This is a genomic window from Mycobacterium sp. Root135 (assembly GCF_001426545.1).
In the GTDB taxonomy this organism is placed as follows: domain Bacteria; phylum Actinomycetota; class Actinomycetes; order Mycobacteriales; family Mycobacteriaceae; genus Mycobacterium.
In genome coordinates, this window is the sequence record NZ_LMEZ01000001.1 from 1,253,431 (window position 1) to 1,278,935 (window position 25,505).

24 protein-coding genes are annotated in these 25,505 nt (G+C 67.9%); 5 read left to right on the top strand and 19 right to left on the bottom strand.

Annotation, left to right across the window (positions count from 1 at the left end; translation table 11 throughout):
- Window positions 1–17: 17 nt before the first annotated feature.
- On the top strand, window positions 18–443 hold the full coding sequence (locus ASD37_RS06100; protein WP_156720720.1) for an MmcQ/YjbR family DNA-binding protein: 426 nt from the start codon (window positions 18–20) through the stop codon (window positions 441–443).
- Window positions 444–1,098: 655 nt separating this feature from the next.
- Window positions 1,099–2,703, top strand: a complete 1,605-nt coding sequence (locus tag ASD37_RS06105; RefSeq protein ID WP_056549079.1) for a 4-coumarate--CoA ligase family protein — start codon at window positions 1,099–1,101, stop codon at window positions 2,701–2,703.
- Here the strand turns inward: ASD37_RS06105 and ASD37_RS06110 are convergent.
- Genes ASD37_RS06110 through ASD37_RS06120 form a run of 3 tightly spaced genes read right to left on the bottom strand, consistent with a single transcriptional unit; the run spans window position 2,692 to window position 4,972 of the window.
- Window positions 2,692–2,988 (bottom strand): hypothetical protein, encoded by a 297-nt coding sequence (locus ASD37_RS06110; RefSeq protein ID WP_156720721.1) that lies wholly within the window; start codon window positions 2,986–2,988, stop codon window positions 2,692–2,694. The two genes, ASD37_RS06105 and ASD37_RS06110, sit on opposite strands and share 12 nt — an antisense overlap.
- Window positions 2,989–3,042: 54 nt before the next feature.
- The gene (locus ASD37_RS06115; RefSeq protein WP_056549083.1) at window positions 3,043–3,924 is read right to left on the bottom strand and encodes a hypothetical protein; all 882 of its coding nucleotides are present in this window, start codon (window positions 3,922–3,924) and stop codon (window positions 3,043–3,045) included.
- A gap of 37 nt (window positions 3,925–3,961) precedes the next feature.
- Complete coding sequence (locus ASD37_RS06120; protein ID WP_056549084.1) at window positions 3,962–4,972, bottom strand: methionine synthase; 1,011 nt, start codon at window positions 4,970–4,972, stop codon at window positions 3,962–3,964.
- A 46-nt stretch (window positions 4,973–5,018) separates the two neighbouring features.
- Here ASD37_RS06120 and ASD37_RS06125 point away from each other — a divergent pair, with 46 nt between their 5' ends.
- Window positions 5,019–5,657 (top strand): sensor domain-containing protein, encoded by a 639-nt coding sequence (locus ASD37_RS06125; protein ID WP_056549934.1) that lies wholly within the window; start codon window positions 5,019–5,021, stop codon window positions 5,655–5,657.
- Here the strand turns inward: ASD37_RS06125 and mnmA are convergent.
- The 13 genes from mnmA to eltD form a co-directional block, all read right to left on the bottom strand.
- Entirely contained in the window at window positions 5,654–6,736 is a 1,083-nt protein-coding gene (mnmA, locus tag ASD37_RS06130; RefSeq protein WP_056549087.1) for a tRNA 2-thiouridine(34) synthase MnmA, read from the bottom strand. The two genes, ASD37_RS06125 and mnmA, sit on opposite strands and share 4 nt — an antisense overlap.
- Before the next feature lies 1 nt (window position 6,737).
- Window positions 6,738–7,922 (bottom strand): cysteine desulfurase family protein, encoded by a 1,185-nt coding sequence (locus ASD37_RS06135; RefSeq protein ID WP_056549090.1) that lies wholly within the window; start codon window positions 7,920–7,922, stop codon window positions 6,738–6,740.
- A 33-nt stretch (window positions 7,923–7,955) separates the two neighbouring features.
- Window positions 7,956–8,807, bottom strand: coding sequence for a 1-acyl-sn-glycerol-3-phosphate acyltransferase (locus tag ASD37_RS06140; RefSeq protein ID WP_235567976.1), 852 nt, complete (start codon window positions 8,805–8,807; stop codon window positions 7,956–7,958).
- Window positions 8,804–9,649 carry a GNAT family N-acetyltransferase gene (locus ASD37_RS06145; RefSeq protein ID WP_056549936.1) on the bottom strand — a complete coding sequence of 282 codons (846 nt, stop codon included), beginning with the start codon at window positions 9,647–9,649 and terminating at the stop codon, window positions 8,804–8,806. Before ASD37_RS06145 ends, ASD37_RS06140 begins: the two co-directional genes overlap by 4 nt.
- Window positions 9,650–9,764: 115 nt before the next feature.
- The gene (locus ASD37_RS06150; protein ID WP_056549094.1) at window positions 9,765–11,054 is read right to left on the bottom strand and encodes a hypothetical protein; all 1,290 of its coding nucleotides are present in this window, start codon (window positions 11,052–11,054) and stop codon (window positions 9,765–9,767) included.
- Window positions 11,055–11,373: 319 nt separating this feature from the next.
- On the bottom strand, window positions 11,374–11,844 hold the full coding sequence (locus ASD37_RS06155; protein ID WP_056549096.1) for a ribose-5-phosphate isomerase: 471 nt from the start codon (window positions 11,842–11,844) through the stop codon (window positions 11,374–11,376).
- Window positions 11,841–13,586, bottom strand: coding sequence for a dihydroxyacetone kinase family protein (locus ASD37_RS06160; RefSeq protein WP_056549098.1), 1,746 nt, complete (start codon window positions 13,584–13,586; stop codon window positions 11,841–11,843). The genes ASD37_RS06155 and ASD37_RS06160 overlap by 4 nt, the downstream gene beginning before the upstream one ends.
- Window positions 13,583–14,725: an ABC transporter ATP-binding protein gene (locus ASD37_RS06165; RefSeq protein WP_056549101.1), complete on the bottom strand. Its 1,143-nt coding sequence runs from the start codon at window positions 14,723–14,725 to the stop codon at window positions 13,583–13,585. The genes ASD37_RS06160 and ASD37_RS06165 overlap by 4 nt, the downstream gene beginning before the upstream one ends.
- On the bottom strand, window positions 14,722–15,849 hold the full coding sequence (locus ASD37_RS06170) for an ABC transporter ATP-binding protein (protein WP_056549103.1): 1,128 nt from the start codon (window positions 15,847–15,849) through the stop codon (window positions 14,722–14,724). The genes ASD37_RS06165 and ASD37_RS06170 overlap by 4 nt, the downstream gene beginning before the upstream one ends.
- Window positions 15,849–16,748, bottom strand: coding sequence for a carbohydrate ABC transporter permease (locus ASD37_RS06175; protein WP_056549105.1), 900 nt, complete (start codon window positions 16,746–16,748; stop codon window positions 15,849–15,851). Before ASD37_RS06175 ends, ASD37_RS06170 begins: the two co-directional genes overlap by 1 nt.
- A 3-nt stretch (window positions 16,749–16,751) precedes the next feature.
- The gene (locus tag ASD37_RS06180) at window positions 16,752–17,708 is read right to left on the bottom strand and encodes a carbohydrate ABC transporter permease (protein WP_056549107.1); all 957 of its coding nucleotides are present in this window, start codon (window positions 17,706–17,708) and stop codon (window positions 16,752–16,754) included.
- Between the two features lie 14 nt (window positions 17,709–17,722).
- Complete coding sequence (locus ASD37_RS06185; protein WP_056549109.1) at window positions 17,723–19,171, bottom strand: extracellular solute-binding protein; 1,449 nt, start codon at window positions 19,169–19,171, stop codon at window positions 17,723–17,725.
- Window positions 19,172–19,209: 38 nt separating this feature from the next.
- Window positions 19,210–20,298 (bottom strand): erythritol/L-threitol dehyrogenase, encoded by a 1,089-nt coding sequence (gene eltD / locus ASD37_RS06190; protein ID WP_056549111.1) that lies wholly within the window; start codon window positions 20,296–20,298, stop codon window positions 19,210–19,212.
- 131 nt (window positions 20,299–20,429) lie between these two features.
- On the opposite strand from eltD, the gene ASD37_RS06195 reads away from it, so the two are divergent.
- Window positions 20,430–21,458, top strand: a complete 1,029-nt coding sequence (locus ASD37_RS06195; protein WP_056549113.1) for a sugar-binding transcriptional regulator — start codon at window positions 20,430–20,432, stop codon at window positions 21,456–21,458.
- Between the two features lie 7 nt (window positions 21,459–21,465).
- Here the strand turns inward: ASD37_RS06195 and ASD37_RS06200 are convergent, their stop codons facing one another.
- Together ASD37_RS06200 and ASD37_RS06205 are read right to left on the bottom strand one after the other, a co-directional pair.
- Window positions 21,466–22,323: an LLM class flavin-dependent oxidoreductase gene (locus ASD37_RS06200; protein ID WP_056549115.1), complete on the bottom strand. Its 858-nt coding sequence runs from the start codon at window positions 22,321–22,323 to the stop codon at window positions 21,466–21,468.
- Window positions 22,320–23,072, bottom strand: coding sequence for an SDR family oxidoreductase (locus ASD37_RS06205; protein WP_056549117.1), 753 nt, complete (start codon window positions 23,070–23,072; stop codon window positions 22,320–22,322). The genes ASD37_RS06200 and ASD37_RS06205 overlap by 4 nt, the downstream gene beginning before the upstream one ends.
- Before the next feature lie 98 nt (window positions 23,073–23,170).
- On the opposite strand from ASD37_RS06205, the gene ASD37_RS06210 reads away from it, so the two are divergent.
- On the top strand, window positions 23,171–24,163 hold the full coding sequence (locus ASD37_RS06210) for an Lrp/AsnC family transcriptional regulator (RefSeq protein ID WP_056549120.1): 993 nt from the start codon (window positions 23,171–23,173) through the stop codon (window positions 24,161–24,163).
- Between the two features lie 37 nt (window positions 24,164–24,200).
- Here ASD37_RS06210 and ASD37_RS06215 read toward each other — a convergent pair whose 3' ends face one another.
- Window positions 24,201–25,505 carry an HNH endonuclease signature motif containing protein gene (locus ASD37_RS06215; protein ID WP_056549122.1) on the bottom strand — a complete coding sequence of 435 codons (1,305 nt, stop codon included), beginning with the start codon at window positions 25,503–25,505 and terminating at the stop codon, window positions 24,201–24,203.

Here is a 25,505-nt window from a genome sequence, read left to right on the forward strand (position 1 = left end):
GGCGATAGGCTGGCGGCGTGCCGCACCCGCCCGTGTTCGACGACGACGATCCGGGACTCGCCGAGCTGCGCGCGATTGCGCTCGCGTTCCCCGGCGCCAACGAGAAGGTTTCGCACGGCAGGCCGGCGTTCTTCGTCACCAAGATGTTCGCGATGTACGGCGGCAGTTCGAAGGAGACCGGGGACATGGTCACCGTCCCCCACTGCGTGATGGTCAAGGTCGACGATTCCGACCGCGCAGCACTTCTGCGCGACGAGCGGTTCTTCTACCCGGCCTACGTGGGGGTGGCTGGCTGGCTCGGCCTCGACTTCACCGTGGCGTCCGTCGACTGGGACGAGGTGTGCGAGCTCGTCGACGCGTCCTATCGGCTCGTCGCGCCGAAACGCATGATCGCCGCCCTCGACGAGCGACCGATCACCGAAGAATGGCGTCGCCGCCGCTGATTGCGACACCATTGCGTACGTCGATTGTTTCGTCGGTGGAAATTCTTTGGCAGCGATGTCTGACCGGCGCCGAACGCCGTCGCCGCAACGCGACGAAATGGCGAATGATGCACTCCGTGTCAGGTAAGTGCTGCGATCACAGCGGCGCGGATTCTTCCGCCACTGCGACGACGAGACCACGATTGCTGTGTCGACGCGTCGACCAATGCGAGCCCGATTCGCAAATCCGCCGTGCGTAGGACACAAGCCCACGCAGGCACGACGCCTGAAGGCAGCCTGGGCAGTTATGTTCTGAATGACACGCGCGCGGCACCGGATGATTCGCCGTAACCGAGCGGTGACGGCACCCATTCGAGTTCCGTGGACATTGCCGGTGTCAAACACCATGAATACCCGGCGAATTCAATCAAGATCTAAAAAAAACCGACCATTCCGCCGAATTTCTGGCACCGGAAATTCGTCATCTAAAAGTCTTGGTGACGCGCCTTTTCCTCGGGTAGCTTCAGCGCACGGAGGATTCGCTTTCCGAGCCGACCTCCGTGGCAGTGGGCCTCTGGGGGGAGGGTCCACTGTCACGGGCCTCCCGGGTTGGGCACGCCGTGGCGCACCGAACGCCGACCGGTTCGCAGCTGGCCGTGGTTCGATCGGAGGCACGATGAGTTTCTCGAGCCCCTTCCCCCAGGTCCACGTTCCCACCACCAGCCTCTACGACTACCTGTTCGCCGACCTCGACGACGCGGACGCCGACCGCATCGCCTTGGTGGACGCCAAGACCGGTGTCGAGACGACGTACCGCGAGATGACTTCGCGCGTCGACGCGTTCGCCGGAGCCCTTGCTGCCCGCGGCGTTGGCGTCGGCGACGTCGTCGGTCTTTTGGCCCCCAACAGCTCGGCGTTCGCGATCGCGTTTCACGGGATTCTGCGGGCCGGCGCCACCGCCACCACCATCAATGCGTTGTTCACCGCGAAGGACATCGCCAAGCAGCTGACCGACGCGAAGGCGTCGATGCTCGTCACGGTGACACCGCTGGTGGCCCAGGCAGCCGACGGCGCCGCCTCGATCGGACTGACCGCCGACAGGGTCGTCGTGCTCGACGGTCCAGGAGAAGCCGCCGACGGCCATCCCAACGCCGACGACCTGCTCGGCCCCGCACTGCCCGCGCCGGAGGTGACCTTCGACCCGTCGACCCACCTGGCGGTCCTGCCCTACAGCTCGGGGACGACGGGCAATCCGAAGGGCGTGATGCTTACCCACCGCAATCTCGCGGCCAACGTCGCGCAGATCCGTCCGCTCCAAGGAATGCGCGCCGACGACCGCATCCTCGCGGTGCTCCCGTTCTTCCACATCTACGGCATGACCGTGCTTCTCAATGCGGCGATGCATGCCCGCGCGCGCCTGGTCATCATGCCGAGCTTCGACCTGACGGAGTTCCTCGGCAACATCCAGACGCACCGGTGCACCTACGCCTTCATCGCTCCCCCGGTCGCCGTCGCGCTGGCCAAGCATCCACTCGTCGAGCAATACGACCTGTCCAGTCTGCGCGGCATCATGTCGGGCGCGGCACCGCTTGACGAGGAACTCGGCAGCGCCGTCCGAAAGCGGCTCGGCTGCCAGGTGGTGCAGGGCTACGGGATGAGCGAGCTCAGCCCCGTCAGCCACGTCACCCCCTTCGACGGCGGCAAGGAGCTCATCGGCACCGTGGCTCCGTTGAGCTCGTGTGGGTGGACCGTGCCGAACGCCGTCAGCAAGATCGTCGACGAGTCCGGCGCAGAAATCGACCCGCCCGCATCGGGACTCAGCGAAACCGGTGAGCTCTGGTTCAAGGGTCCCAACGTGATGCCCGGGTATCTCGGCAACGAGGAGGCCACTCGGTCGACCATCGACGACGACGGGTTCCTGCACACCGGCGACGTGGCCCGCGTCGACTCGTCGGGGTGCGTCTACATCGTCGACCGGCTCAAGGAACTCATCAAGTACAAGGGCTATCAGGTGCCGCCCGCCGAACTCGAAGCGATGCTGCTCACCCACCCCGCCGTCGCCGATGCCGCCGTCATCGGCGTCACCGACTCGGCGTCGGGCGAAGAGATCCCAAAGGCGTTCGTGGTCAAGGTATCCGGCGCCGAGCTGACCGAACGCGAGGTGATGGACTTCGTCGCCGAGCACGTCGCCCCCTACAAGAAGGTTCGGCAGGTGGCGTTCATCGACGCGATTCCGAAGTCCGCGTCGGGCAAGATCCTGCGGAAGGATCTAAGACAGTAGGCCGTACACCTCGGCGGCCTCGTCTAGCCCCTCGAGTGCCGCAGTCAACGCGTCGTCGAGACGTTGCTGGCTCGTGGCGTCGTCGTGGAGATGCTGATCCAACTCGGCCTGGTCCAAGGTGGACAGCGCGGCAGCCCAGCGCTCTGGGATCTTGGGGTCGTTTCGCGCCCGCTTCGCACCTCGAAGGCTCGTCATCTTGGCGTTCTCGACGTCGCCCGATGCACGGAACTCAAGGGCTCGCCTGACCCAGGTGGACGGCGATGACGGGTCCTGTGTGTCGGTCACGTCCACGACCGTACCCAACGGGGCAACACCGAAGGTTCGTTCCGAACTGGGCGGCTAGCGACTGACGAGCTGTGACGCCGACTTGGCCGCGTGTGCCTGTCGGCGTCCCAGCCACATCCCCGCGATCGGCGCCAGCAGCAAGCCGGCGATGCCGAAGATCGCGCCGGTGGGCCAGGTCGGCTTCACCGTCGCCCACAGCACCGCCGCTGGCGGCTTGGATCGTGGCTCCGGTACGGACACGGCTTGCTCGGTCATGGGCTGAGGCGCCGCAGCGGGCGGGGCAACCGGCGTGAGTGGCCGAGGGATCACCGCCGCGGAAAGCCGTTGTCTGGGCGCGAGACTCGGCTCGACGTGTGCCTCCGGTGTCCGTCCGTTGCCGAAGACGACGCGCGGCGCGACGACCGCCGCCGCGGGCGCGACGGGCCGGACTCCGGCACGCCCCGTTCGCACGGGCTTCTGGGGCGCGGTCGCTTCGATCTCGGGAGCGAGTGACGGAGCGGGGGCGACTCCGCGCGACACCGTCGGCGGCGGTGTCTCGTTGACGTTGGGGACCGGTGTCTCGACGACGTCGGGGACGTCCTCTGGGCGCTCGCCGCGGGGGTAGCCGCGTTCGTCTCGGTCACGCGGATCGCCACCGCGCGGGCCGCGATCGTGCCGAGGGCCTGAGTCGTGTCGAGGGCCTGAGTCGTGTCGAGGGCCTGAGTCGTGTCGAGGGCCTGAGTCGTGCCGGGAACCCGGGTCGTGTCGAGGGCCGCGGGAGCCACCGCCGTCACCGCGAGAATCCGACCGCGAATGACCACCGTCGCGCGAGTGGCCAGGGGACGACCCCGACGACCCGGGAGCCGCAGCGGCAAGGACCGCGCCGGGACCACCGGCCACGGTGATCGCCAACGCGACGGCAACACCGGCCGCGAGGCGCATCGTCGACTTGGCCACCGTTCTCCTCGACCGATCGGGTGTAACTGAGCAAACCTTACGCCGCGCTGGGATCCTGGTCGATCTCATCGGCAACCTTCTGCGCCAACTCGACGGCGGTACGTGCCCACTCCTCGGTCGCGCCGGCGAGGCCGCACGCCGGGGTGACGCCGGTGCGGTCGCGCAGCACCTCGCGGGAGAAGCCCAGTCGGTCGGTGATCGACGCCGCCGCCTTGGCCACCGCCTGCGGCGAGGTTGGGCGGTCCGGCGCCTGCACCGGGATCACCCCCAGCATCACCACCCGACCCGATTCCACGAACTCGCCGATACCGTCGAGGTCCGCTGCGGTCAGTGTGCCGACGTCGACCGAGATGGCAGCCAAACCGCTGCGCTGCAACATCTTCCACGGAAGGTCCGGAGCGCAGCAGTGCAGCGCGACGTCGCCGCCGATCCTCTCGACACACCCGTCGAGAAGGCTCTGCGCCACCGCTTCGTCGACTGGATGCACCGGCGAGAAGCTCGTCACCCCGGTCAGGCGGCCGGCCAGTGCGGCAGGCAGTGTCGGCTCGTCGAGTTGGACCACGACCGGCACGTCGAGCCGACGAGCGAGCTCGGACCGGTGCAGCGCAATGCCTTCGGCGAGACTCGCCGCAAGGTCGCGCACTGCACCGCGGTCGGTGATCGCGCGGTGTCCGTTGGGCAATTCGAGGTGCGCCGCCAACGTGATCGGACCAGGCGCCTGCACCTTGACGGTGCGCGAACCGCCCCGCAAACCGGCCCGCTCCCAAGCCTCTTCGAGGGCGTCGACGTCCTCGTCGAGCAGGCTCACCGCGCGGCGCAGGGCGGAGCTTCGACCGGGGGCCAGCCGGTAACCGCGGGGCACGGTGTCGATGCCGACGTCGACGAGCAGGGCTCCGGAACGACCGATCAGGTCGGCGCCCACCCCGCGGGCGGGCAACTCGACGAGGTGGGTCAGCGTGTGCAGCTCACCGACCACCACTTCGGCGGCCTGACGCGCCGTCGTGCCTGGCCAAGATCCGATGCCGGTTGCCGCGGCGAAAACGCTCACGCGGCCAACACTATTCGATCGCCGTGTGGACGAGTTACCGTCGAGCATGTCCGCGTCTCCCCCGAAGGTGCTGCTGACGCTCTGCGCGGCCGTGCTCGCGGTCGGGTGCACCACCACCGTCGCCGGCGCCCCCGTGGCCTCTGCGCCGGGTTTCGACGAACCGTCACGGTCCCCCGTCGACGCGGACGACGTGCTGCTCGACAAGACCCGGATGCGGGCGATCACCGGTGGCGGCGACGATCTCACGGTCGTCCCCAGCATGGACGGCAGGTTCCCGGTCGACGTCGGCGTGCTGGCCGACCGCGTCCCACCCCAGTGCGCATGGCTCTTCGCCGAGACGCAGACGTTCGGACCCGAACTCGAGGACTTCCACAAGACGACCTACCAAAACCCGCCAGAGGGAGCACTGATCTCGCAGGGCGCGGGGGCGTACCGGGACGTCGCGACGGCACGCGGGGCCTTCGACGGCCTTGTCGAACGGGTCGACGCGTGCGGATCGTCGACCGCCGGGTACGTCGGCGAGTGGACGGCGGAACCCGATGCCATCCGCACCCGAACCAGCAGTGAATGTGGCCGCGACTACCGGCTGAAGTCGGTGGTACTCGTCGAGGTCACGTTCTGCGCGTATCCGCCGTCCGTGCCCGACATCGTGATGACCAACATCCTGGAACGAATCCCCGGCTAGCGCTGCCGGTCGGCGACGGCGATCGTCGCGCTCGCGAGGACCTCGTCCCCCTGGGGGTCCGGGCGGTATAGCACCATCGTCTGACCGGTCGCGACACCCCGCAGTGGGCTACGCAGGGCGGCGACCAGGGTGCCGTCGCGGACCTCGACGACGGCCTCCGCGATGCCCCCGTGTGCGCGGACCTGAACCTCGCACTCCACGGGTCCGTCCAGCGGCGACCCGGACGTGAACACCGGCCGCTCGCCGACCAGACGCCACACGTCGAGATCGCTCGCGCCGCCGACGTGCACGGTGCCGCTCTCCGCGTCGATCGCCGTCACGTATCTGGGGAGGCCGTCGGGACCGGGTCCTTCGATGCCGAGACCCTTGCGCTGCCCGATCGTGAACCCGTGCACGCCGTCGTGCTCGGCGAGGACGGTGCCGCCCGCGTCGACGACGGAACCGCGACGGATGCCGATCCGCGCGCCGAGGAACGCCTTGGTGTCCCCCGACGGGATGAAGCAGATGTCGTGGCTGTCCGGCTTGCCTGCCACGGCGAGGCCACGCTCGGCGGCCTCTTCACGAATGCGTGGCTTGGGGGTGTCCCCGATCGGGAAGATGGCCGTCGCCAGCTGGTCGGCGTTGAGCACGCCGAGGACGTAGGACTGATCCTTGTCGCCGTCGACGGCGCGGCGCAGGCGGCCGTCGCCGAGGCGGGCGTAGTGGCCGGTGGCCAGCGCGTCGAAGCCCAGCGCGAGCGCGCGGGCCGAGAGTGCCGAGAACTTGACCTTCTCGTTGCACCGCACACACGGGTTCGGGGTCTCGCCGCGCGCGTAGGACGCGACGAAGTCGTCGATCACGTCTTCCTTGAAGCGGTCGGCGAAGTCCCAGACGTAGAACGGGATGTCGAGGATGTCGGCGACGCGCCGGGCGTCACCCGCGTCTTCCTTCGAGCAGCACCCGCGGGAGCCGGTGCGCAGCGTGCCGGGCGCCGACGACAGTGCCAGGTGGACCCCGACGACGTCGTGGCCGGCGTCGACCATCCGCGCGGCGGCCACCGAGGAGTCGACGCCACCGCTCATCGCAACGAGGACGCGCATGCTACTTCCGTCCCGCACTGGCCAACGCGGCCTGTCGAGCCCGGTCCACCGCCGCGGGTAGGACGGCCAGGACGGCGTCGACGTCGGCGTCAGTGCTGGTGTGCCCCAACGAGAATCGGAGAGAACCGCGCGCAATCTTGGGGTCGGCGCCCATGGCGATCAGGACGTGTGACGGCTGCGCGACGCCTGCCGTACACGCCGAACCGGTGGAACACTCGATTCCCTTGGCGTCCAACAACATCAACAGCGCGTCTCCCTCGCAGCCGCGAAAGGTGAAGTGGGTGTTGCCCGGCAGTCGCGCGTCCCCGTCGGCGCCGTTGAGGTCGACGTCGTCCATCGAGGCCATCACGCCGTCGACGAGCTTGTCCCGCAACGCCGATATCCGCGCACGGTTGGCGTCGAGGCCGTCGACTGCCACCTGGGCTGCCGCGGCCATCGCCACCGCACCGGCGACGTCCGGGGTGCCGGAGCGGACGTCGCGCTCCTGGCCGCCGCCGTGCAGCAGCGGCACACACGCCGTGTCGCGACGCAGCAGCAGGGCGCCGGCACCGGTCGGGCCGCCGAACTTGTGGGCGGCGATGCTCATCGCCGACAGTCCGCTGGCCGCGAAGTCGACTGGCAGCTGACCGACGGCCTGGATGGCGTCACTGTGCATCGGTACGTCGAATTCGGCGGCGATGGCGGCCAATTCGGCGATCGGCATGATGGTGCCGACTTCGTTGTTGGCCCACATGACCGTCACAAGTGCGACGTCGTCGTGAGTCTCCAACGCCTCCCGGAGTGCGGTCGTGGCGACCGCTCCGTCGGCGTTGACGGGCAGCCAGGTCACTTCGGCGCCCTCGTGCTGTACGAGCCACTCCACCGCGTCGAGGATCGCGTGGTGCTCGACCGGTGAGGTGATGATCCGCCGACGCTTGGGTTCGGCGTCGCGGCGGGCCCAGAAGATGCCCTTGACCCCGAGGTTGTCACTCTCGGTGCCGCCCGCGGTGAAGATGATTTCCGACGGCCGTGCGCCGAGGAGCCCGGCCAGCGTCTCGCGCGCCTCTTCCATCCGGCGCCGGGCCGCTCGACCCGTGGTGTGCAGCGACGATGCGTTGCCGACCGTCGCCAAGGCCGCCGTCATCGCCTCGACGGCGGCGGGATGCATCGGGGTGGTGGCGGCGTGATCCAGGTAGGCGGCGGTCATGGCCCGTCAAGGATACCGGCAGGGCGGTAGGTGTCAGGCGACCAGCGCACGCCCGTGGACCGGCCGGGCCTCGAGCAGCGTTTCCCCGCGCACCGCGGCCTCGCATCTGGCCGCCAGGTCGCGACGATCGTCCCCCGGCAGCTGCAACGACTGGACCCGCACCTGGCACACGGTGAGGCGGGCGGTGACGACCCGTCGCACCGACTCCAGCAGCGAGTCGTCGCCGATGAAGGCGGGGATGGTCGACGGCTGCCCGTCCCGGTGGTGATAGGTCAGCCGCAGCGGCTGTACCGGCCGTCCGGCGTCGACGGCCCCTTGGAACATCGCAGGTCGAAAGGTGCCGTAGGCGACGCCGCACCACGTCGTCCCCTCGGGGAACGCGACGACCGTCTGCCCGCTGGACAGCCGGTCGGCCACGGTGCGGACGACCTCGGGCAGTCGACGCAGGCTGGCTCGCTCGATCGGGATCACCTTCATGAGGCGGGCGAGCGCGCCCAGCCCGGGCCACTCGACCAAGTCCGCCCTGGCGACGAACGAGCCGGGCAGCACCGCGCCGATGACGAATACGTCGACCCAGGACACGTGACCGCTGACGACCAGCACGCCACTGAGGTTGCGAATGGGACCGCCCGAGGTGCTCACCCGGACGCCGAGGCAGCGCAGCATCAGCCGGCAGTACAGGCGCTGGGCCCGCGCCTTGCCGGGCAGGGGCAGCGCGAGCAGGACCGCGGTGGGCAGCACCAGCAGCGCGCACACGACGCGGACTGACGTGCGCACGGCCACCACGATGCGGCGGGCCCCCTGGACCGTGTCGCAGCGGACGCACGACGCGTCGCACGACGCCCTTGGCAGCCAGGGACTTTCGACGACCATATGACTGCTCATCGGCCCATCCCGTCGGACATCTCGCTGGCCTGGGACACCGAGCGCAGCCGCTGCAGGTAGCGGACGTCGGCGTTGCGCTTGTCGAGCAGCGCCGGGAAGTCGCCGACGCCGAAATCGGGGTCGTGGGCCGGGTCTCCGCACACCTCGGCGCCCAGTCGGAGGTAGCCGCGCATCAGCGGCGGGAGGGTGGTCCGCGCGGGCGGCTCGATGTCGTCGAGTCCCTTGCCGTCCAGGACGACCGGTCGATGCGGGTGGACGGTGAAGGGCGACGCGTGGCGCTTGCGCACGAAGTCGCGAACGGCGCGGATGTGGGAGCCAGGGGTTTCCTCGGGGGTGCCCTGCACGGGCACCGACACGCAGCCGGTGACGTAGTCGTATCCGCTGCGGTCGAGGTAGGCCAGAATGCCCGCCCACATCAGCAGGACGACGCCGCCGTTGCGGTGGTCCTCGCGCACCACTGCGCGCCCCATCTCGACGAGGGACGGGCGCAACGCGTCGAGCTCGCCGACGTCGAACTCGGTGGCGCTGTAGAGCCCGCCGGCGGCGATCGCACCGGGCGGCGGCAGCATCCGGTAGCAGCCGACGAGTTCGCCGGAGTGGTCTTCCCTGACCAGGAGGTGGTCGCAGTATTCGTCGAAGCGATCGGAGTCCCGGCCGTCGACGCCGCCGACGAGGTCGAACCCCGGCTCGGAGGTGAACACCTCGTGACGGAGGCGTTGGGCGTCGTCGACGAGGGCGGGGTCGGTGGACAGCAGAAGGGTGTAGCGCGGCGTCGTCGCCGAGGCGTTGGACGATCCGGCGGTGGGTTGATCAGCGGCGATGAGTACGGAGGCGGTGCTCATGGCGGCCACGGTGCTTCAGCTGGACAGCGGCTGAGCAATCACAGCGTGACGTGTCAATGCACGCCAGGTGACGAGTTGTCCTCGGGGGTGGTGCCGATGGGCCGCGAGGCGGCGGTCAGACGGCCTTGTCGAGCAGCCGCAGGGTGCCGGTGCGCTCGGTGGTGCGTTCCGCGGGAACCGGGGCGCGACGGACGACACGGGGTACGCGCGAACGCATCTCGACCTGGGAGCTGGAGCGCACGACACCGATTGGCCCGGAGCCGACGAACCTCGAGATGGCCGTGTGCGGGAGCGTCGACGCCACCTTGGCTTGCCGGTAGCCAACTCGAATGCCGGCGGCGCAGGTGGTGAGCAGTCCGAGGAGCCCTGGTAGCGCGACGGCGGCCAGCGCGGTCAACGACACCGTGGCGACGAACGCGCCGATGGCGTGTTCCACCTGCGTCAGTACGTCGCTCTTGCCGGACGGCTCCGGGATGCTCGCCGGCGGTGTCTCGGCGACGGGGCTGATGACCGGGCCGCTGATCGCGACCACGTCCATCGGAGTCACCGGAGCGGCGGGTGCGGTCACGTCGGGTTGGCTCGGCGCCAGGGCCAGCCCTGGGAGTTCGGGCAGCGCGGACCACACGGGCGTCCCTGGCGTGGGCGCAGGAACTCTGTTCGGCCGGCTCAGGCCGGTCGACGCACCGATGGACGGGGTCGTCCCGTAGACACCGGGGAGGAGGAGTCCTGCGAGGTCGGACGGGAGCGCGGTGAGTGAGGCGCCCGCGTCACCGGCGGAGGTGAACACGTTTTGGATCGAGGCCAGGAAGTCAGTCACCGGCGTGGCCGAGGTGGGCAGCGACGCGACGACGCCGGGCACCGCGAAGACCGAGGTGGCCAAGGACGTGACGGACGTGACGGCCTTCGTGACGGGCTGGACTGGACGCTTCACCGGCTTGGGGTCGACGGCGGGTGCCGTCGGCGCCGTCGGGATGGTGGGCACCGTGACGACGGGCGCCGGCACGGGCGGAGCCGGTTCCTGGGTGGGTGCGGGATCTACGGCCGGGACGTCTGACGGGGTCTCCGTCGTGGCCTCGGTAACCGGGGTGGTTTCCGGGCTGCTGCCGAACACCGTGGGGCTGCCGCCGAACGTCGTCTTGGGCGACGCGGGGATGCTCGACGGGAGGTGACCCGGCTTGGTCAAGGTGCTCAGCGTGCCGGTGACCCCTTGAACCGTGCCGTGCAGCGAGTTCTCGACGGCCTTGCGCACGTTGTCGGCGAACGTCCTGACCGGGTCGCGGGTGGGGCCGGCGGACGTGCCGGTGGTCGTGCTGGCGGCTTCCGTGTCGGCTGACGCGACCGCGCCACCCGCGCCGGCGATCATGAAACTGGTCGAGAGCACGCCAAGGGTCGCTGCAATGCGCATGTGCGTTGACAAAGCGACCTCCCCTTCGCAGCTAGCCGCCCGCATGTTGGGCAATCAACGACAATCGTTCCACATCATTGAGGCCAGCTACCGTGATTGTGCCGTGAATTGGCTGCCGTGACTACCGTCGGCAAACAACTCGTTCACGCTTGCCCCGCCGAGTTGCCTGCCGCTTCGGCAGACCGTTCCGCACGTCAGCGTCGCCGTTGGTCGCTGAGTTTCGACCGCGGCACCGAAAGTCCAGCTAGACGTCGGGAAAAAGTCAAAACGGCCCGTGACTGCCGTAGCCAATTTGGGCGCAAACTGCCAGCGACGGAAATCAGCGCGCAACGGACTCGGATTCGTATCCGCAAATCGCGTTGACCTTGTCGGCCGAGGCGCTGGTCGGATCGAACTCGTAGCCGAGCCATTCGCGGGCCAGTCGGCGGGCCAGCTCGAGCCCGATCACCCGCTGTCCGAAGCACAGCACCTGCGCGTCGTTCGACAGCACGGACCGCTCGACGGAGAACCCGTCGTGTGCGGTGACCGCCCGGATTCCTGGCACCTTGTTGGCGCTGATCGCCACGCCCAGACCGGTCCCGCACACCAGCAGCGCACGGTCGGCCTTGCCCTCGGCGACGAGCCGGGCCGCGGCGACTGCGACGTGTGGGTACGCCGTGTGTTCGTCGGTGCCGACACCGACGTCGACGACCTCGGACACGCGGTCGTCGGCCTGCAGGTCCGCCTTGAGTGCTTCCTTGTATTCAGATCCCGCGTCGTCGCAACCGACGACGATCCGTAGTCCGGTCATTGAGTCTCTCCCTCGGATTTACGTGCGAAGCAATCGGCGACGGTGTGGGCGATCATCGCCAACGACGTCGCACCGGCATCGGGGGTTCCGACGCTGCGCTCCGCGAGCGGTCGGGCCCTGCCGACCTTCGGTCGCATCTCTGCGGTCGCGCGAGCGGCGTCCGTGGCCTTCTCGGCGGCGGCCCGCCACGAAGTCTGCCACGACTCGCCGTCGGTGACCCGACGCTGCAACTCCTCGACGAACGGCAGCATGGCGTCGAGCATCGTCTTGTCCCCCGGCGAGGCACCGCCGAGCTGGATGAGGGCGTCGTACCCGTCGCGCATGGCCGCCGCGACGGTCTCCGAGTCCGGCCGGCCGGTGTCGCCGACGCGGGCACCGACGGCAGTCAGCAACGCGCCCCACAAGACTCCGGACGTGCCGCCCGCCTTCGCGGCCCACTCCCGACCCGCCGCCGCGAGGACGGAACCTTGGCCCGCTCCACCCTTGGCGGCAGCGGACCCCGCGGCGCGGGCCGCCGACGATCCCTTGACCATGCCGCGACCGTGGTCGCCGTCACCGGCCACGGCGTCGATGCGACCCAGTTCGTCTTCGACACCGGCGAGCATGCCCGCAACGGCGTCGAGCGCCTTGACCACGAAACGCCCACCAGACCGTCCGTCGTCGTCGGCGAGCGCCGACACGTCCCGCTCGGGGGCGGCCGCGTCCGCGGCGGCATCGCTGCGTCGCTCACCGGAACCCGATTGCGCCGCAACGCCCTTGCGGTATGCCGGGCTGTCGGCGGGTGCCGTCCAGTACTTCTCGAGTTCGTCGTCGAGCCACATCACCGTCAGCGAGCAGCCGGCCATGTCGAGGCTGGTGACCAGTTCGCCGACCTCGGGGTCGACGATCTCGTAGCCGCGTTCCCGCAGCAGTCGCGACGCCGTGCCCCACACGACGAACAGCTCTTCGTACTTCGTGCGGCCAAGTCCGTTGAGGATCACCGCAATTCGCCGGGAATCGGTCTTCGGCTGGTCGTCGAGCACGCCGTCGACGAGGGTCACCGCGAGGTCGGCGGCCGACGGCATCGGCTCGTCGCGCACCCCCGGCTCCCCGTGGATGCCGAGGCCGACGCCCATCTGCTTGTCGGGCACCGTGAACAGCGGGGAGTCCGCGCCGGGCAGCGTGCACCCGTCGAATGCGACGCCGAGGGTTCTGGTGGCGGCGTTGGAGGCCTCCGCGACACGGATGACGCCTGCGATGTCCAGGCCGTCCTCCGCGGCCGCCGAGGCGCACTTGAACACGGTGAAATCGCCTGCGATACCGCGCCTCTTGGCTTCCTCCCCCGCCGGCGCACTGGCGATGTCGTCGGTCACCGCGAAGTAATGTGCGTCGATTCCCTCACCGCGGAGTTGGGTGACGGCGAGGCCGAAGTTCATCACGTCGCCGGCGTAGTTGCCGGTGGTGAGCAGAACGCCCGCGTCACCGTGAGCGGCGCGCGCCACCGACGCGGCGTCCTCGGCGGACGGCGAGGTGAAGATGTTGCCGACCACCGCACCGTCGGCAAAGCCCGGCCCGACCGTCCCGCAGAACGCCGGGTAGTGCCCGGACCCGCCGCCGATCACGACGGCGACCTTGCCCGGCGGAGTCTGGTTCGCCCGTACCACTCCACCGGGGACACCCGTGACGTACGAGGAATTGGCGTCGAGGAACCCCACCAGCATGTCCTCGGTGAACCGGGCAGGGTCGTTGAACAGCTTCGTCATCGCAATCGCTCTCCCGTGTCGGTGTCGAAAAGGTACACCCGCTCCGGCGGCGCACCGATGACGACCTTCTGCTCGGGCTCGTAGCGTTCCTGGGCGGGCGTCTGTACGACGATGCCGTCCTCGACGCCTGCCACCGTGGTGGTGGCGAGGCCGAACTCGAGGAGGTGCTCGAAGTACGCCACGGTGGTCTGCAACCCCGTCCCCTGAGCGGCCGACATCGTGGCGTCCTGCGGGCGAATGCCCACCGCGACCTCGGTGCCGTCGGCCACACCGGTCACCGTCGTCTCCAACGACCCTGCGCCCGAGCCGATCTCGACCCTGACCCGGCCACCGTCGGATCTCGCCACACCGTGGACCACGTTGATCTGCGGTTCGCCGACGAACTGGGCGACGAACAGATTTGCCGGGTCGTCGAACACCTCGTCGGGGGTGCCGAACTGTTGAACCACGCCGGCATCCATCACGGCGAGGCGATCGGCCAACGACAGCGCCTCGACCTGGTCGTGGGTGACCACGATCGTGGTGTAGCCGAATTCCCTTTGCAGTACCTTCAATTCCCGCCGCACCCGCTGGCGGGCGGAGGCGTCCAGGTGGCTCAGCGGCTCGTCGAGCAGCAGGACCGGTGGGTTGCGCACCAGCGCACGGGCCAGCGCCACCCGCTGCTTCTGGCCGCTGGACAGCCCCGCGGGGCGCAGGTCCATCAGATCGTCCATCTCCAGCCGGGTGCTGATCGACGACACCATCTGCTCGGCACCCTTGACCTTGCGGGCCTTCAGTCCGTACAGCAGGTTCTCGCGCACCGACATCGGCGGGTACAGCGCATAACTCTCGAAGCCGACGCCGATTCCCCGCTTGGACGCCGGCAACTGCGAGATCTCCCGATCGCCAATCTTGATGGAGCCGCTGGTCACGGTCTCCAACCCGGCGATCATCCGCAGCGTCGTGGTCTTGCCGCAGCCCGAGGGCCCCAGCAGGGCGATCAGCTCACCCGGTGCGATGTCGAGGTTGATCCCCTTCACCGCGGCGAAGCTCTCCCGGCCCTTGGCCATGTAGGTCTTCACCAGGTCGGTCAGGGTGAGGCTTTGGGCGGTGGTGGTCTCGGGGGCCGCCGTCGTGGTGGTCGTGGTCTTGGTAGTCACCGTGCTGTCTCCAAGCTCTCGTTATCCGCGCCCAATCGTCGCGTGTCGCCCTCACCCGCGGCGAACACGTGAACGTCCTGCTCGGCCATGGTCATCGAGACCCGGCCGCCCTCCTCGACGCCCTCGCGTCCGGAGGACAGCACGATCAGCTGCTCGCCTCCCATGTCCACCGTCAGCTCGATGTTGCGACCGAGCCGCTCGGCGAGGGTGACCGTGCCAGTCAGCCTCGGCGCGGAGCCGTCCTGGCTGGCACTCCCGATGACGTGAATGTCGCAGGGCCGCAGACCGACTCGCACGCGGTCTCCCCCACGGACGTCGACCCCGGCGGGCACCGGCACGTCGAACGCGCCGCCGCCGAGCCGGATTCGGCCGTCCTCGACCTCACCGTCGAACAGGTTGATCTCCGGCTGACCGAGCGCACGGGCGACGAAGGTGTCGGCGGGACTACGCCAGATCTCCTCCGGCGTGCCGATCTGAACCAGCGAACCCTCCCGCAGCACCGCGATGCGGTCCCCAAGGGCAAGTGCCTCCTGGTAGTCGTGGGTGACGTAGACCGTCGTGGTCTTCGACATGGCGCCGAGCTGCTTGAGCTCGGCCCGCATCGCCGCCCGCAGCTTCGCGTCGAGGTGGCTGAGCGGTTCGTCGAGCAGGTAGACGTCGGCGGGCCGCACCAGCACCCGACCAAGCGCCACCCGCTGCCGCTGACCGTTGGACAGTTCCCGCGGAAAACGCTTGAGCAGATGGTTGATTCCGAGGGTGGTGGTGACCTGGTCGATGCGCTCCTTTTGCTGCGCGTCGGTGTACTTGCCCGTCCGCCCCGACTTCAACGGCGAGGCGAGGTTCTCGCTGACCGTCTTCTGCGGGTAGAGCGCGTAGCTCTCGAAGGCCATCGCCACGTTGCGGTGGTAGGGCTCCACCAGGGTGACGTCGTTGCCGCCGATCGTCACCGACCCGCCGTCGACGTCGACCAGGCCGGCTATCGACTTCAGCGTCGTCGTCTTCCCCGCCCCACTGGGGCCGAGGATGACGAAGAACTCGCCGTCTGCGATGTCGACCGAGAGGTCGCGCACCGCCTCCGTCCTTCCGTAGGACTTGGACAAACCGTTGAGCGATACGGTGGCCATCAGGCTTTCACCGCCCCAAAGGACAGGCCCCGCACCAGATATCTCTGGATGGTGAGCGCAAGTATGAGTGGTGGCAGGGCGGCGATGATGGCTGCCGCCGCGGTGAGGTTGTAGTACGCCTGTCCGCCGCCGCCGAGGAACTTGGTGATGGCGACGGTCACGGTGCCCGCGTTGCTGTCGGCCAGGATCAGCGGGAAGACGTAGTTGTTCCAGGCGAAGATGAAGGCGAGCAGGGCAGCAGCCGCAATACCCGGACGCACGATCGGCAGCGCCACCATGACGAATGCCCTGGTGCGGCTGTAGCCGTCGAGCAGTGCCGCCTGCTCCAAGTCCTCCGGCAGGTCCTCGAAGTAGGACCGCAGGATCCACACCACCAGCGGCATGGTGACCAGCTGCAGCACCCAGATCATTCCGACCTTGGTGTCGAAGAGTCCGATCTGGTTGTAGATCACGAACAGCGGGACGATGACCATGAGCTCTGGCGCGAACCGGAACGACAGCATCTGGAACATCAGGTCGTTGCTGCCCTTGTACTTCCAGCGGCCCGCCGCGTACGCCGCAGGGATGCCGATGACCAGCGAGACGATGACGGCACCGCCGCAGTTGATCAAGCTGGTCAGCATCGCCGACTTGAAGTCGACGCTGGTCATCTGGGTTCCCTTGTCCGACAACACGGTGGCGAAGTTCGACCAGCTCGGGCTGAACTGGAAGTACGTGGTGGTCTGCTCCTCGGCGTTCTTCAACGCCAGGATGACCATCCACACGATGGGGAACAACGAGAACACGAACCAGCCGACCACTGCGACGTCGGCGACCACCGACCCGACACCGAGGCGCTTCTGCCCGGGCAGCAGTTCGGTTCGGGTGGGCTTGAACTTCGTGAGTGTCTTGGGTGCCATGAGCTAGGACTCCGCTCCCGCAGCACGACGCTGCGCCTTGCCGAGCACGCTTACGAGGTAGCGCGCGGTGATGAACACGATGATCCAGAGCAGCAGCATGTAGGTGCTGCCGCGGGAGTAGTCGAGGTTGATGATCGAGTCCTCGAACGCGCCGATCTGCAGGGTCCGGGTGGCCACGCCGGGACCGCCGGCGGTCAGCACGTAGATGTGGTCGAACACCTTGAGGTTGTCCATGAACCGGAAGATGACGGCGACCAGGATGTACGGCCACAGCATCGGGAGCATCAGCTTGCGGAACATGAAGAACCAACTGGCTCCGTCGACCTCGGACGCCTCGAACGGCTCCTTCGGCAGGGACCGGATGCCGGCCAGCACCAGAATCGCCACGAACGGCGTGAAGATCCACAAGTCGACCAGTATCACCGAGAACAGGGCGTTGCCGCTGGACAACCAGTCGAAGGTGTTGCCAAGTCCCAGAACGTGGTTCAGGACGCCGAACTGCGGGTTGAACATCAGCTTCCAAATCACGCCCGCGATCACGGGGGCGATCATCAAGGGCAGGATCAACACCTTCTCGAAGATCTTGCCGATGATGCTCGAGCGGTTCAGCAGCAGCGCCAGGCCCACTCCGAGCACGGTCTCGACCAAGGTGGCGAGGACGGCGAAGATGGCCGTCGTGCGCACGCTGTACCAGAACACCTGGTCACCGAGAACGGATTTGAAGTTGTCGAACCACACGAAGTGCGGGTTCGGGTTGACCGCCGCGTAGTTGAGGAAGGCGTAGTAGGCGCCCACGAAGAAGGGGTAGAGGATTCCGACGACGATCACGAGCGCGGGAATCGACAGGAGGTAGGGACGGAGCTTGCGGCGCCAGGTCGGCACCTCGGGCACGTTGCGCCGCTGCGCGGCGGCAGGCTGTTCCGGCGAAGTCGCCGGCGCCTTGGGGGTTTGCGTGGTCATGACTGCCAGAACTCCTAGAGGTTGACCTTGGAGGTGTTGGTCTTGGCGAGGCTGCGTAGGCGCGACGCGGCGTCGTCACCGCCGTAGATGTCCTGCAGGGCTACGGCCCAGTTCTGCGTGGTGTCGAAGAACTTCTTCTGCGGGGTGAACTGAATCTTCGACTGACCGATCACGGTCTCGAAGGCCTCCAGGTAACCGAACTGGTCGGCGGCGACCCGCTTGAACGTGGTGTCGAACACCGACTTTCGCACCGGGTCGGCGTACGTGCCGCCTTCGACGGCCTTGTTCATCGCCTCCTTGCCGGTGGCCCACTGGATGAACAGCCAGGCGGGCAGCTTGTTTCGGGAGTTGGCGCTCATCGCCCAACTCCACGTCCACAGGTTGGTCTTGTAGTTGCCGTCCGCTCCGGCGGGCCCGGCATACCAGGCGATGTTGCCCGCTTCCTTGCTCGCCCCCGGCTTGTTCTTCGGGTAGGTGGCACTGTCGGCGTCGAACACCATCATCGCCTTGCCGTCGCCGAGATCGCCGGTGGCGTTGGGGTAGTCGTAGGTCGTCCACGACGTCGGCCCGGCCTGGTGCTGCATGTCGATCCACTTCTTGGTGAAGTCGATCGCCTTGTCACTGTCCATCTCGGCGATGAGTTCCGAACCGTTGAACGTGTAGTCGACCGCACCTTCGCGGCTGTACTGCGTCATGAAGCCGGGGTGGATCGTGGCCCAGGACTTCGAGCCGCGGGTGGAGATTCCGTAGCGGTTCTCCGAGCGATCGGTCAGGTCTACGGCGAGCTGGATGAAGTCGTCGAGGTTGTCGGGCAGCTTGGTGATGCCCTTCTCGTCGAAGATGCGCTTGTTGTAGGCGACGACGTTGTTCTCGAACCCCCACGGGATGGCCCACTGACCGCCGGTCCCCAACGGGTTGCCGTTGACGAAGTCCCATCGGGTGGAGGTTCGCAGACCCTCGAAGATGTCCTCGAAGTCGTACTCGGCACTGGTGGCCGAGCTGTTCTGCAGCCACGGGTTGAGGTCTTCGATCCAGCCAGGGGGGCCGTACTGCCAGATGAAGTAGGCGCCGAGCATGAACGCGTCGTGCTTACCCGAGCCGCCGGCCAGTTCGGTGTTCAGCTTGGTGAAGTAGTCGGCCTCTGGCACCAGGTCGACGTTCACCGTGATCCCGGTGAGCTCGCTGAACTCCGCGAGCAGCGGTTGATACGACAGCTGATACGGGTGCGGCGTCTGAAGGATGTTCAGCGTCTGCCCGGACGCCTTCTTCCAGTCGAAGCCACCGGTCACCGCCGACGCCCCGTTGGGGGCGCTGGCCTTGCCGCCGACGCCGCAGGCGCTCAGCACGGGCAGGCTGGCCGCGGCGGCTCCGGCAACGCCCAACGCCGCCAACATGTTTCGTCGCGACATCTGGGGGCCACCCGGGCCGGCCCGGAAAATGCCTGCGCTGCGATCTCGACTCATCTTCGTGTCCTTCGTGGGATCCTGCGGGGGATGTCGGACTACGCCGGGATCAGGGAGACCTTGACCGACTCCTTGCCGCTGCCGACGAGGTCCAAGCCCTTCTGGAATTCGCTCAGCGGAAGTTGGTGGGTGCAGATTTCGTCGAGGGGCAGCACGCCGGACTCGATCATCTTGATGGCGGCCGGCCAGCAGTACGGCCCGAGGTGGGCGCCGAGGACGTCGAGTTCCTTGTCGTCGCTGATGATGCTCCAGTCGACCGTGACGTCGCTGCCGAAGACGCCGTACTCGACGTAGCGGCCCAGCTTGCGCAGCGCGTTGAGCCCCTGCGGCACGGCGGACGGGTGCCCGGTGCCCTCGATGTACACGTCGGCCCCGTAGCCGTCGGTGAGATCCTTGACGATCTTCTCGACGTCTTCCTCGGCGATGTTGATCGTGATGTCGGCACCGCACTTCTTGGCGAGCGCGAGCTTCTCGGGCGCCATGTCCAGCGCGATGACGTGCATCGGGTTCTTGGCCCTCGCCCCGGCGATCATGCCGAGTCCGATGGGTCCGCAACCGGCCACCACGACGGTGTCCTCGAAGGTGATCTGCGCGCGTTCGACGGCGTGCAGCGAGCAGGACAGCGGCTCGACGAAGGCGGCGTGTGCGGGCGGGATGTCGCCGGAGATCTTGTGCACCAACGCTTCCACCGGGTAGGTCATATACCCGGCCATCGCGCCGGGGGTGCGGCGCTTGAAACCGTAGAGGTCGTGGGGTTGGCACATGTGGTACTGGCCGCGCTTGCAGAAGCGGCACTCCCAGCACGGCACGATCTGCTCGGAGGTCACCCGGTCGCCGACGGCGATGCCCCACCGGCTTGCCGCTGCGTCGTCGAGTTCGACGACGCGGCCGACGAATTCGTGGCCGGGGATGACCATCGTCTCGGTCCAGGCGGGGCGGTTCTCGTCGCCCCAGAACTTGGCGGCGCCGTGGTAGCACTTCAGGTCGCTGGCGCAGATGCCGACGGCCTCGACACGGACGAGCGCTTCGCCTGGCTTGCGCTCCGGAACCGCGACCTCCTCGAGTCGGTAGTCGTTCGGTCCGTGACAGACGACGGCCTGCATCTTCTCGGGGATTTGTTCGGGCATGTCAAAGGCTCCTTCGGCTGTGGCTGAGGTCACATTATCGAGAGCGTGCACATTTGTCCAGAACGAATGTTCAGCAAGATTCCCTTCAGAACATATGTGCAGGGTTGCGAGAGCGGTGCCATACTTCCTGCATGCCCAGGTCGGCTCAGCCCATGCCGGCGAACCAATCGGTCGACGCCAGCCCGCAGGACGGCGAGGCCAGTCACTTCGCGGCCTCGCTTCTCTACGCGGCCGCCCGGCTGTACTACGAGGACGACGCCACCCAGGCCGAGGTGGCCGAACAACTCGGCACTAGCCGCGCCACCGTCAGCAGGTTGCTGTCCGAAGCCAAGCGACAGGGCATCGTCCGCATCGAGGTGGTGCCGCCCGCCGAGGCGCGCACGGGCGACCTGGCCGATCGGCTGGCCCGCGCGCTCAACATCACGTCGGTCTACCTCAGCGCGCAGCTCCCGACCCCCACCTCCGGTCGCTCCGTCGTCGACGTCATGGGGCGGGTACTCGCACCGGCGGTGGCGAGGGCGCTCGGCGAGGCAGGGCTCCTACCGGGCGACGTGCTCCTGGTGTCGTCGGGGCGCACGGTGTACGAGGTCGCCCAGTGCGAGCTGACCCCGTTGCCCGGCGTCGTGGTCGCTCCGACCGTCGGCGGCAATGATCAGCCCGAGGAGTGGTATCAGACCAACGAGATCACCCGCCTGGTCGCCAACCGCATCGGCGGCCGGGCGAACTACCTCTTCGCCCCCGGCCTGCCCGGCGTCGAGCTGTACCAGTCGCTGCTGAACGATCCGAGTATTCAACGGGTGCTGCATCTTTGGCCTCACGCCCGGTGTGCGCTGATGGGCATCGGCGCACCACCGCTGACGCGCTCGGACATCCCCCGATTCGTCCCGACGGGTTCGACGTCGCTGCGCTCCGCCGTCGGCGACGTCTGCTCGCGTTTCTACGACCGGGACGGTCGGCCGGTCGAGTTCGAGGACGGCGACCGCTTGATCGCCGTGGAACTCGAAGTGCTGCGCCACATTCCGGCGACCATCGCCGTGGCCATCGGCAAGGAGAAGGTCGACTCCATCATCGCCGGCGCTCGCGGCGGCTACTTCAACCGCCTGGTCACCGACCCCGGAACGGCCAACGACATCCTGACCAGTCCCACGCTCGCCGACTGATTGTCGGCTACAGCACGGCGTCGGCGAGCCGGTCGACCTGATCCAGCGAGGCCACACTCGGATGGAACAACAACTGGTCGAAGCCCATGTCGCGATACCGCTGCACGGTGCCGTGGGCATCCGCGGGCGTGTCCACCATGTCCGCGACGTTGAGCGCCGCGTAATCCGGCTTGTTTCCGTAGTACGCGCCCAGGTTTCGCCGACCGTCGGCCACGACGGAACCGTCACCGAGCGCGAAGTTCACCGACGTCTGCATCAGAGGGCGGCCCGCGCGGCCCGCCTCGTGCCAACGAGTGCGAAGCTGCTCGGCGAAGGACGCCTGGGTCTCGTAGTCACGCACCGCGCCACCGGCCCAGCCGTCACCGAGCGTGGCCACCCTCCGCAACGTCGGCTTCCCCTTCCCGCCGAACAGCACGGGGATGGTCACCGGAGCCGGGCACAGCGCCGCCCCACCGTCGAACGGCGCACCCGACCAGACCTCCCGCCAGACGGTCACGGCGTCGTCGAGAATCGCTCCGCGAGAATCGAACTCGACCCCCGCGCCGCGGTAGTCGTCGGGTCGCGCACCGACTCCGACCCCGAGAACGAGCCGGCCGCCGGAGGCGTCCGACAGGGTCGCCAACTGCTTGGCGAGAAGGACCGGCGGGTAGAGCGGGGCCAGCAGAATGTTGGTCACCAGGCCGACTGTCGAGGTGGCACCTGCGGCCAGCGCCAGCGTGGTGACCGAGTCGAGGCTCGGGTAGATCAAACGGTCGATCGTCGTCACGGCGTCGAATCCGCGCTGCTCGGCCCGGCGCGCGCACTCGACGACCAGCGTGCCGTCGACTCCGGCGACGTGGTTGGGCAATCCGATTCCAATCTTCATTGGGTTCCCTTCGATTCCTCGCAATTGACTGCTGCATAGACCTTTTGGTAGTCACCACGGCGTTCGGCGAACCGCAGCGGCGTAGCTGCGTCGACGACGACCTCATCGGCCTCGGGACGCGAGGCCAGCAGCGAAACGACGTCGCGGACGAACCCCTCGACCCCCACCCCGTAGTCGTCGTCCGCGGTCCCGTCGGTGTAGACCCGGGGAGGAGGAATCTCGATCACCCGAATCGGGCTGTCCCGCAATTGGAATCGCAGGGATTCTGTGTAGGAGTGCATCGCCGCCTTGGTGGCACAGTAGGTGGGGAGGCCAGCCTTCGGTACGAAGGCAAGGGACGAGGTGACGTTCACGATCAACGCGGACGGCCTGCGCCTCAGCGCGGGCAGCAGATGCGCGGTCAGCAGAAGCGGGCCGAGCAGGTTCGTCGAGATCACGTCGCCGATGACATCGGGATCCGGGGCCCGCAGATCTTCGGTACGCATGATTCCCGCGTTGTTGATCAACACGTTCAACCGCGGATGTCGCCGCACGACCTCCTCGGCGAAGTCGCGAACGGCACCCGCGTCGCTCTGATCCACCGGAAGGCACGCGATACCTGGGTGCCGACGGGCAACGGATTCCAGTGCGTCCTGGCGGCGACCCGCGATGACGACCTGGTTGCCTGCCCGATGCAGGGCGACGGCGAGACCTTCACCGATACCGCTGCCGCCGCCGGTGATGAGGATCGTGTTGTTCGTTAGACGCATGCTCTCGAGAATGGCCGGGTGGGGTGACGATCAGCGACTGATAGCCGGAGAATGGCCGACAATCTTCACGATGGCGCAGCGCCCGTAGTGTTATCCGCATGATCGACGTGCTTGACGGCCAAATCATTCACGCCCTGCAATTGTCACCAAGGGCCTCGTTCCGTCTCGTCGCCGACACGGTCGACGCACCCGAACAGACGGTCGCCCGCCGCTACCACCGGCTACGGCGCGACGGGGCGTTGCGGGTCGTCGGCCTGCTGAACCCGAGGGTGCACGGTGAGGCCCAGTGGGTGGTCCGTGTCCACGCCAAGCCCGATGACATCCCCCGCCTCGCCGAGGCGCTGGTACGGCGGCCAGAAGTGACTCACGCCAACATCCTTTCGGGCTGGAGCGAACTGGTCTTCGTCGTGCGTGCACCGCTGACCGAGGGCCCCGAGGGACTACTCGGGCGATTGCCGCGCACCACGTCGGTGATCGACCTCGACATCGACCTGATCCTCCACACGTTCGGTGAGGCGGGCACCGAACCGTGGACCGCATACGGCCACACCCTGGACGCCGACCAGGTTCATCACATCCTGCAGCGATCCACCCCGCCGTCGCCCACCGTTCGACCCGCCGCGCCGACAGCCGAGGATCAGCCGCTCTTCGACGCGCTGGCCGCAGACGGCCGCGCACCCCACTCGCGCCTGGCCCAGGAGACCGGCTGGTCCACGCCTCGCGTCGCACGCCGCCTCGCCGCACTCGAGGCCGCGGGCACGCTGACCTACGACCTCGACGTCCTGCCCCAACGCCTCGGCTTCGAGCTCAACGCGATGATCTGGCTGACGACGACGCCGCAACACCTCGACAGCGTCGGGCAGCAGATCGCGGCACACGCCGAGATCGCGTCCGTGGCCGCCATCAGCGGTCGAAACAACCTCATGGCCATCGCCATTTGCCGCGACGTCCAACATCTCTACGGCTATCTGTCCGGTGAGTTCGCCGCCGTGGAGCACGTGGGCGGCTACGACGTGAGCATTCGCGCCCAACGTCTCAAGCAGACGGCGTCCTTGATCTCGCGCGGGCGGCTGATGAACGCGTACGCGTGACCGACGTTGTCCACCAACGCCATTGGCACGTGACCCGTCAGTCGTCCGACGGTGGTGGTTGCGGTTCGAACGGTGTGCACCACCACCATTCAGCCCGTTCCCCCAACGGGCCGCGACATGGCTTCACCGATGGCCGGGGTTGAGTCGGTGGCCGGGCCAGTGATCCCGGGTGGAGGGTCTTGCCGTCGGCGTCGGTCACGACCAGGTTCCCGGCCGGCCCGGTGACGGTAATGCCGCCACTGTGATGCAACCGGTGATGGAACGGACACAGCAGGACCAGGTTGTCGAGCTCAGTCGCGCCGCCGTCCTCCCAATGCCGGAGGTGATGGGCGTGCAATCCGCGGGTCGCCCCGCACCCGGGGACCACACAGCAGCGGTCCCGATGCTCGAGCGCGCGGCGCAGCCGGCGGCTGATCTGGCGGGTCGCCCGCCCGGACCCGATCACTTGACCGTGGCGTTCCAACCAGACCTCGCAGTCCGCCTCACACATCAAATACCGGCGGTCCTCCTCGGACAGGAACGACCCCAGATGCAGAGCAGCGTTGCGGCTTTCGACGTCCAGATGCACCACCACGGTGGTGTGCTGCCCATGCGGCCGACGTGCCACATCGGCGTCCCACCCGGCCTCCACCAGACTCATCAACGCATCCGCGGCGTTCGGGAACGGCGTCACCTGCACCGACGGACCCTCGGGGTTCTCGCCATGCCGGGCCCCGCCGAACACCTCGCCAGCTTCGATATCGGTAGCGATATCAGCATCGCCGGCGTGGTCGCGCTTCCACTCCGCGACCAAGGCGTCGCGATGCGAATCCATGGCGGTGTCGAACTTCGCGGCCTCGAGCTTCGGCAGCGTGATCCGATACGTCGTGTGGGTCTCCCCGACGGTCTTGCGGACCGACCGCTCCGGCTCAGGCTTGCGGTCCGGTTTGGGCCGCGGCTCCAACTTGATCGCCATCCGCAGCTGCGTCACCGTCGCCACCGACGCCAACTGCGCGTAATGCTCGTCGGACCCCGCCCCGGCCCGCTCGGCAATCACAGCGACCTGATCCAACGACAACTGGCCGTCGCGCATCATCGCCGCACAACGCGGAAACTCCTCCAACCGCCGCGCGGCAGTCACGATCGTCTCCGCGTTGTGCGGGGACACACCCAACTTCCAGGCCACCAACGCCGGGACCGACCGGCAGCCGGTCGCACCCCAGATCCCGTCACCCTCGATCTCCGCGGCGATCTCCACCAACCGACTGTCGATCGCATTGCGCTGCCCAGCGAGTTCTTCCATCTCGGAGAACAACACGTCCAAGCGCTCCTTCGAGCTCAAAGACGCTGTCGCCGTGGACAT

Excerpts from the sequence above, each read along its gene's own strand:
- ASD37_RS06105 (WP_056549079.1), top strand. The coding sequence starts at position 1,099 with ATGAGTTTCTCGAGCCCCTTCCCCCAGGTCCACGTTCCCACCACCAGC.
- ASD37_RS06125 (WP_056549934.1), top strand. The coding sequence starts at position 5,019 with ATGTCCGCGTCTCCCCCGAAGGTGCTGCTGACGCTCTGCGCGGCCGTG.
- mnmA (WP_056549087.1), bottom strand. The coding sequence starts at position 6,736 with ATGCGCGTCCTCGTTGCGATGAGCGGTGGCGTCGACTCCTCGGTGGCC.
- ASD37_RS06135 (WP_056549090.1), bottom strand. The coding sequence starts at position 7,922 with ATGACCGCCGCCTACCTGGATCACGCCGCCACCACCCCGATGCATCCC.
- ASD37_RS06140 (WP_235567976.1), bottom strand. The coding sequence starts at position 8,807 with ATGAGCAGTCATATGGTCGTCGAAAGTCCCTGGCTGCCAAGGGCGTCG.
- ASD37_RS06145 (WP_056549936.1), bottom strand. The coding sequence starts at position 9,649 with ATGAGCACCGCCTCCGTACTCATCGCCGCTGATCAACCCACCGCCGGA.
- ASD37_RS06150 (WP_056549094.1), bottom strand. The coding sequence starts at position 11,054 with ATGCGCATTGCAGCGACCCTTGGCGTGCTCTCGACCAGTTTCATGATC.
- ASD37_RS06155 (WP_056549096.1), bottom strand. The coding sequence starts at position 11,844 with ATGACCGGACTACGGATCGTCGTCGGTTGCGACGACGCGGGATCTGAA.
- ASD37_RS06160 (WP_056549098.1), bottom strand. The coding sequence starts at position 13,586 with ATGACGAAGCTGTTCAACGACCCTGCCCGGTTCACCGAGGACATGCTG.
- ASD37_RS06170 (WP_056549103.1), bottom strand. The coding sequence starts at position 15,849 with ATGGCCACCGTATCGCTCAACGGTTTGTCCAAGTCCTACGGAAGGACG.
- ASD37_RS06175 (WP_056549105.1), bottom strand. The coding sequence starts at position 16,748 with ATGGCACCCAAGACACTCACGAAGTTCAAGCCCACCCGAACCGAACTG.
- ASD37_RS06180 (WP_056549107.1), bottom strand. The coding sequence starts at position 17,708 with ATGACCACGCAAACCCCCAAGGCGCCGGCGACTTCGCCGGAACAGCCT.
- ASD37_RS06185 (WP_056549109.1), bottom strand. The coding sequence starts at position 19,171 with ATGAGTCGAGATCGCAGCGCAGGCATTTTCCGGGCCGGCCCGGGTGGC.
- eltD (WP_056549111.1), bottom strand. The coding sequence starts at position 20,298 with ATGCCCGAACAAATCCCCGAGAAGATGCAGGCCGTCGTCTGTCACGGA.
- ASD37_RS06195 (WP_056549113.1), top strand. The coding sequence starts at position 20,430 with ATGCCCAGGTCGGCTCAGCCCATGCCGGCGAACCAATCGGTCGACGCC.
- ASD37_RS06200 (WP_056549115.1), bottom strand. The coding sequence starts at position 22,323 with ATGAAGATTGGAATCGGATTGCCCAACCACGTCGCCGGAGTCGACGGC.
- ASD37_RS06205 (WP_056549117.1), bottom strand. The coding sequence starts at position 23,072 with ATGCGTCTAACGAACAACACGATCCTCATCACCGGCGGCGGCAGCGGT.
- ASD37_RS06210 (WP_056549120.1), top strand. The coding sequence starts at position 23,171 with ATGATCGACGTGCTTGACGGCCAAATCATTCACGCCCTGCAATTGTCA.
- ASD37_RS06215 (WP_056549122.1), bottom strand. The coding sequence starts at position 25,505 with ATGTCCACGGCGACAGCGTCTTTGAGCTCGAAGGAGCGCTTGGACGTG.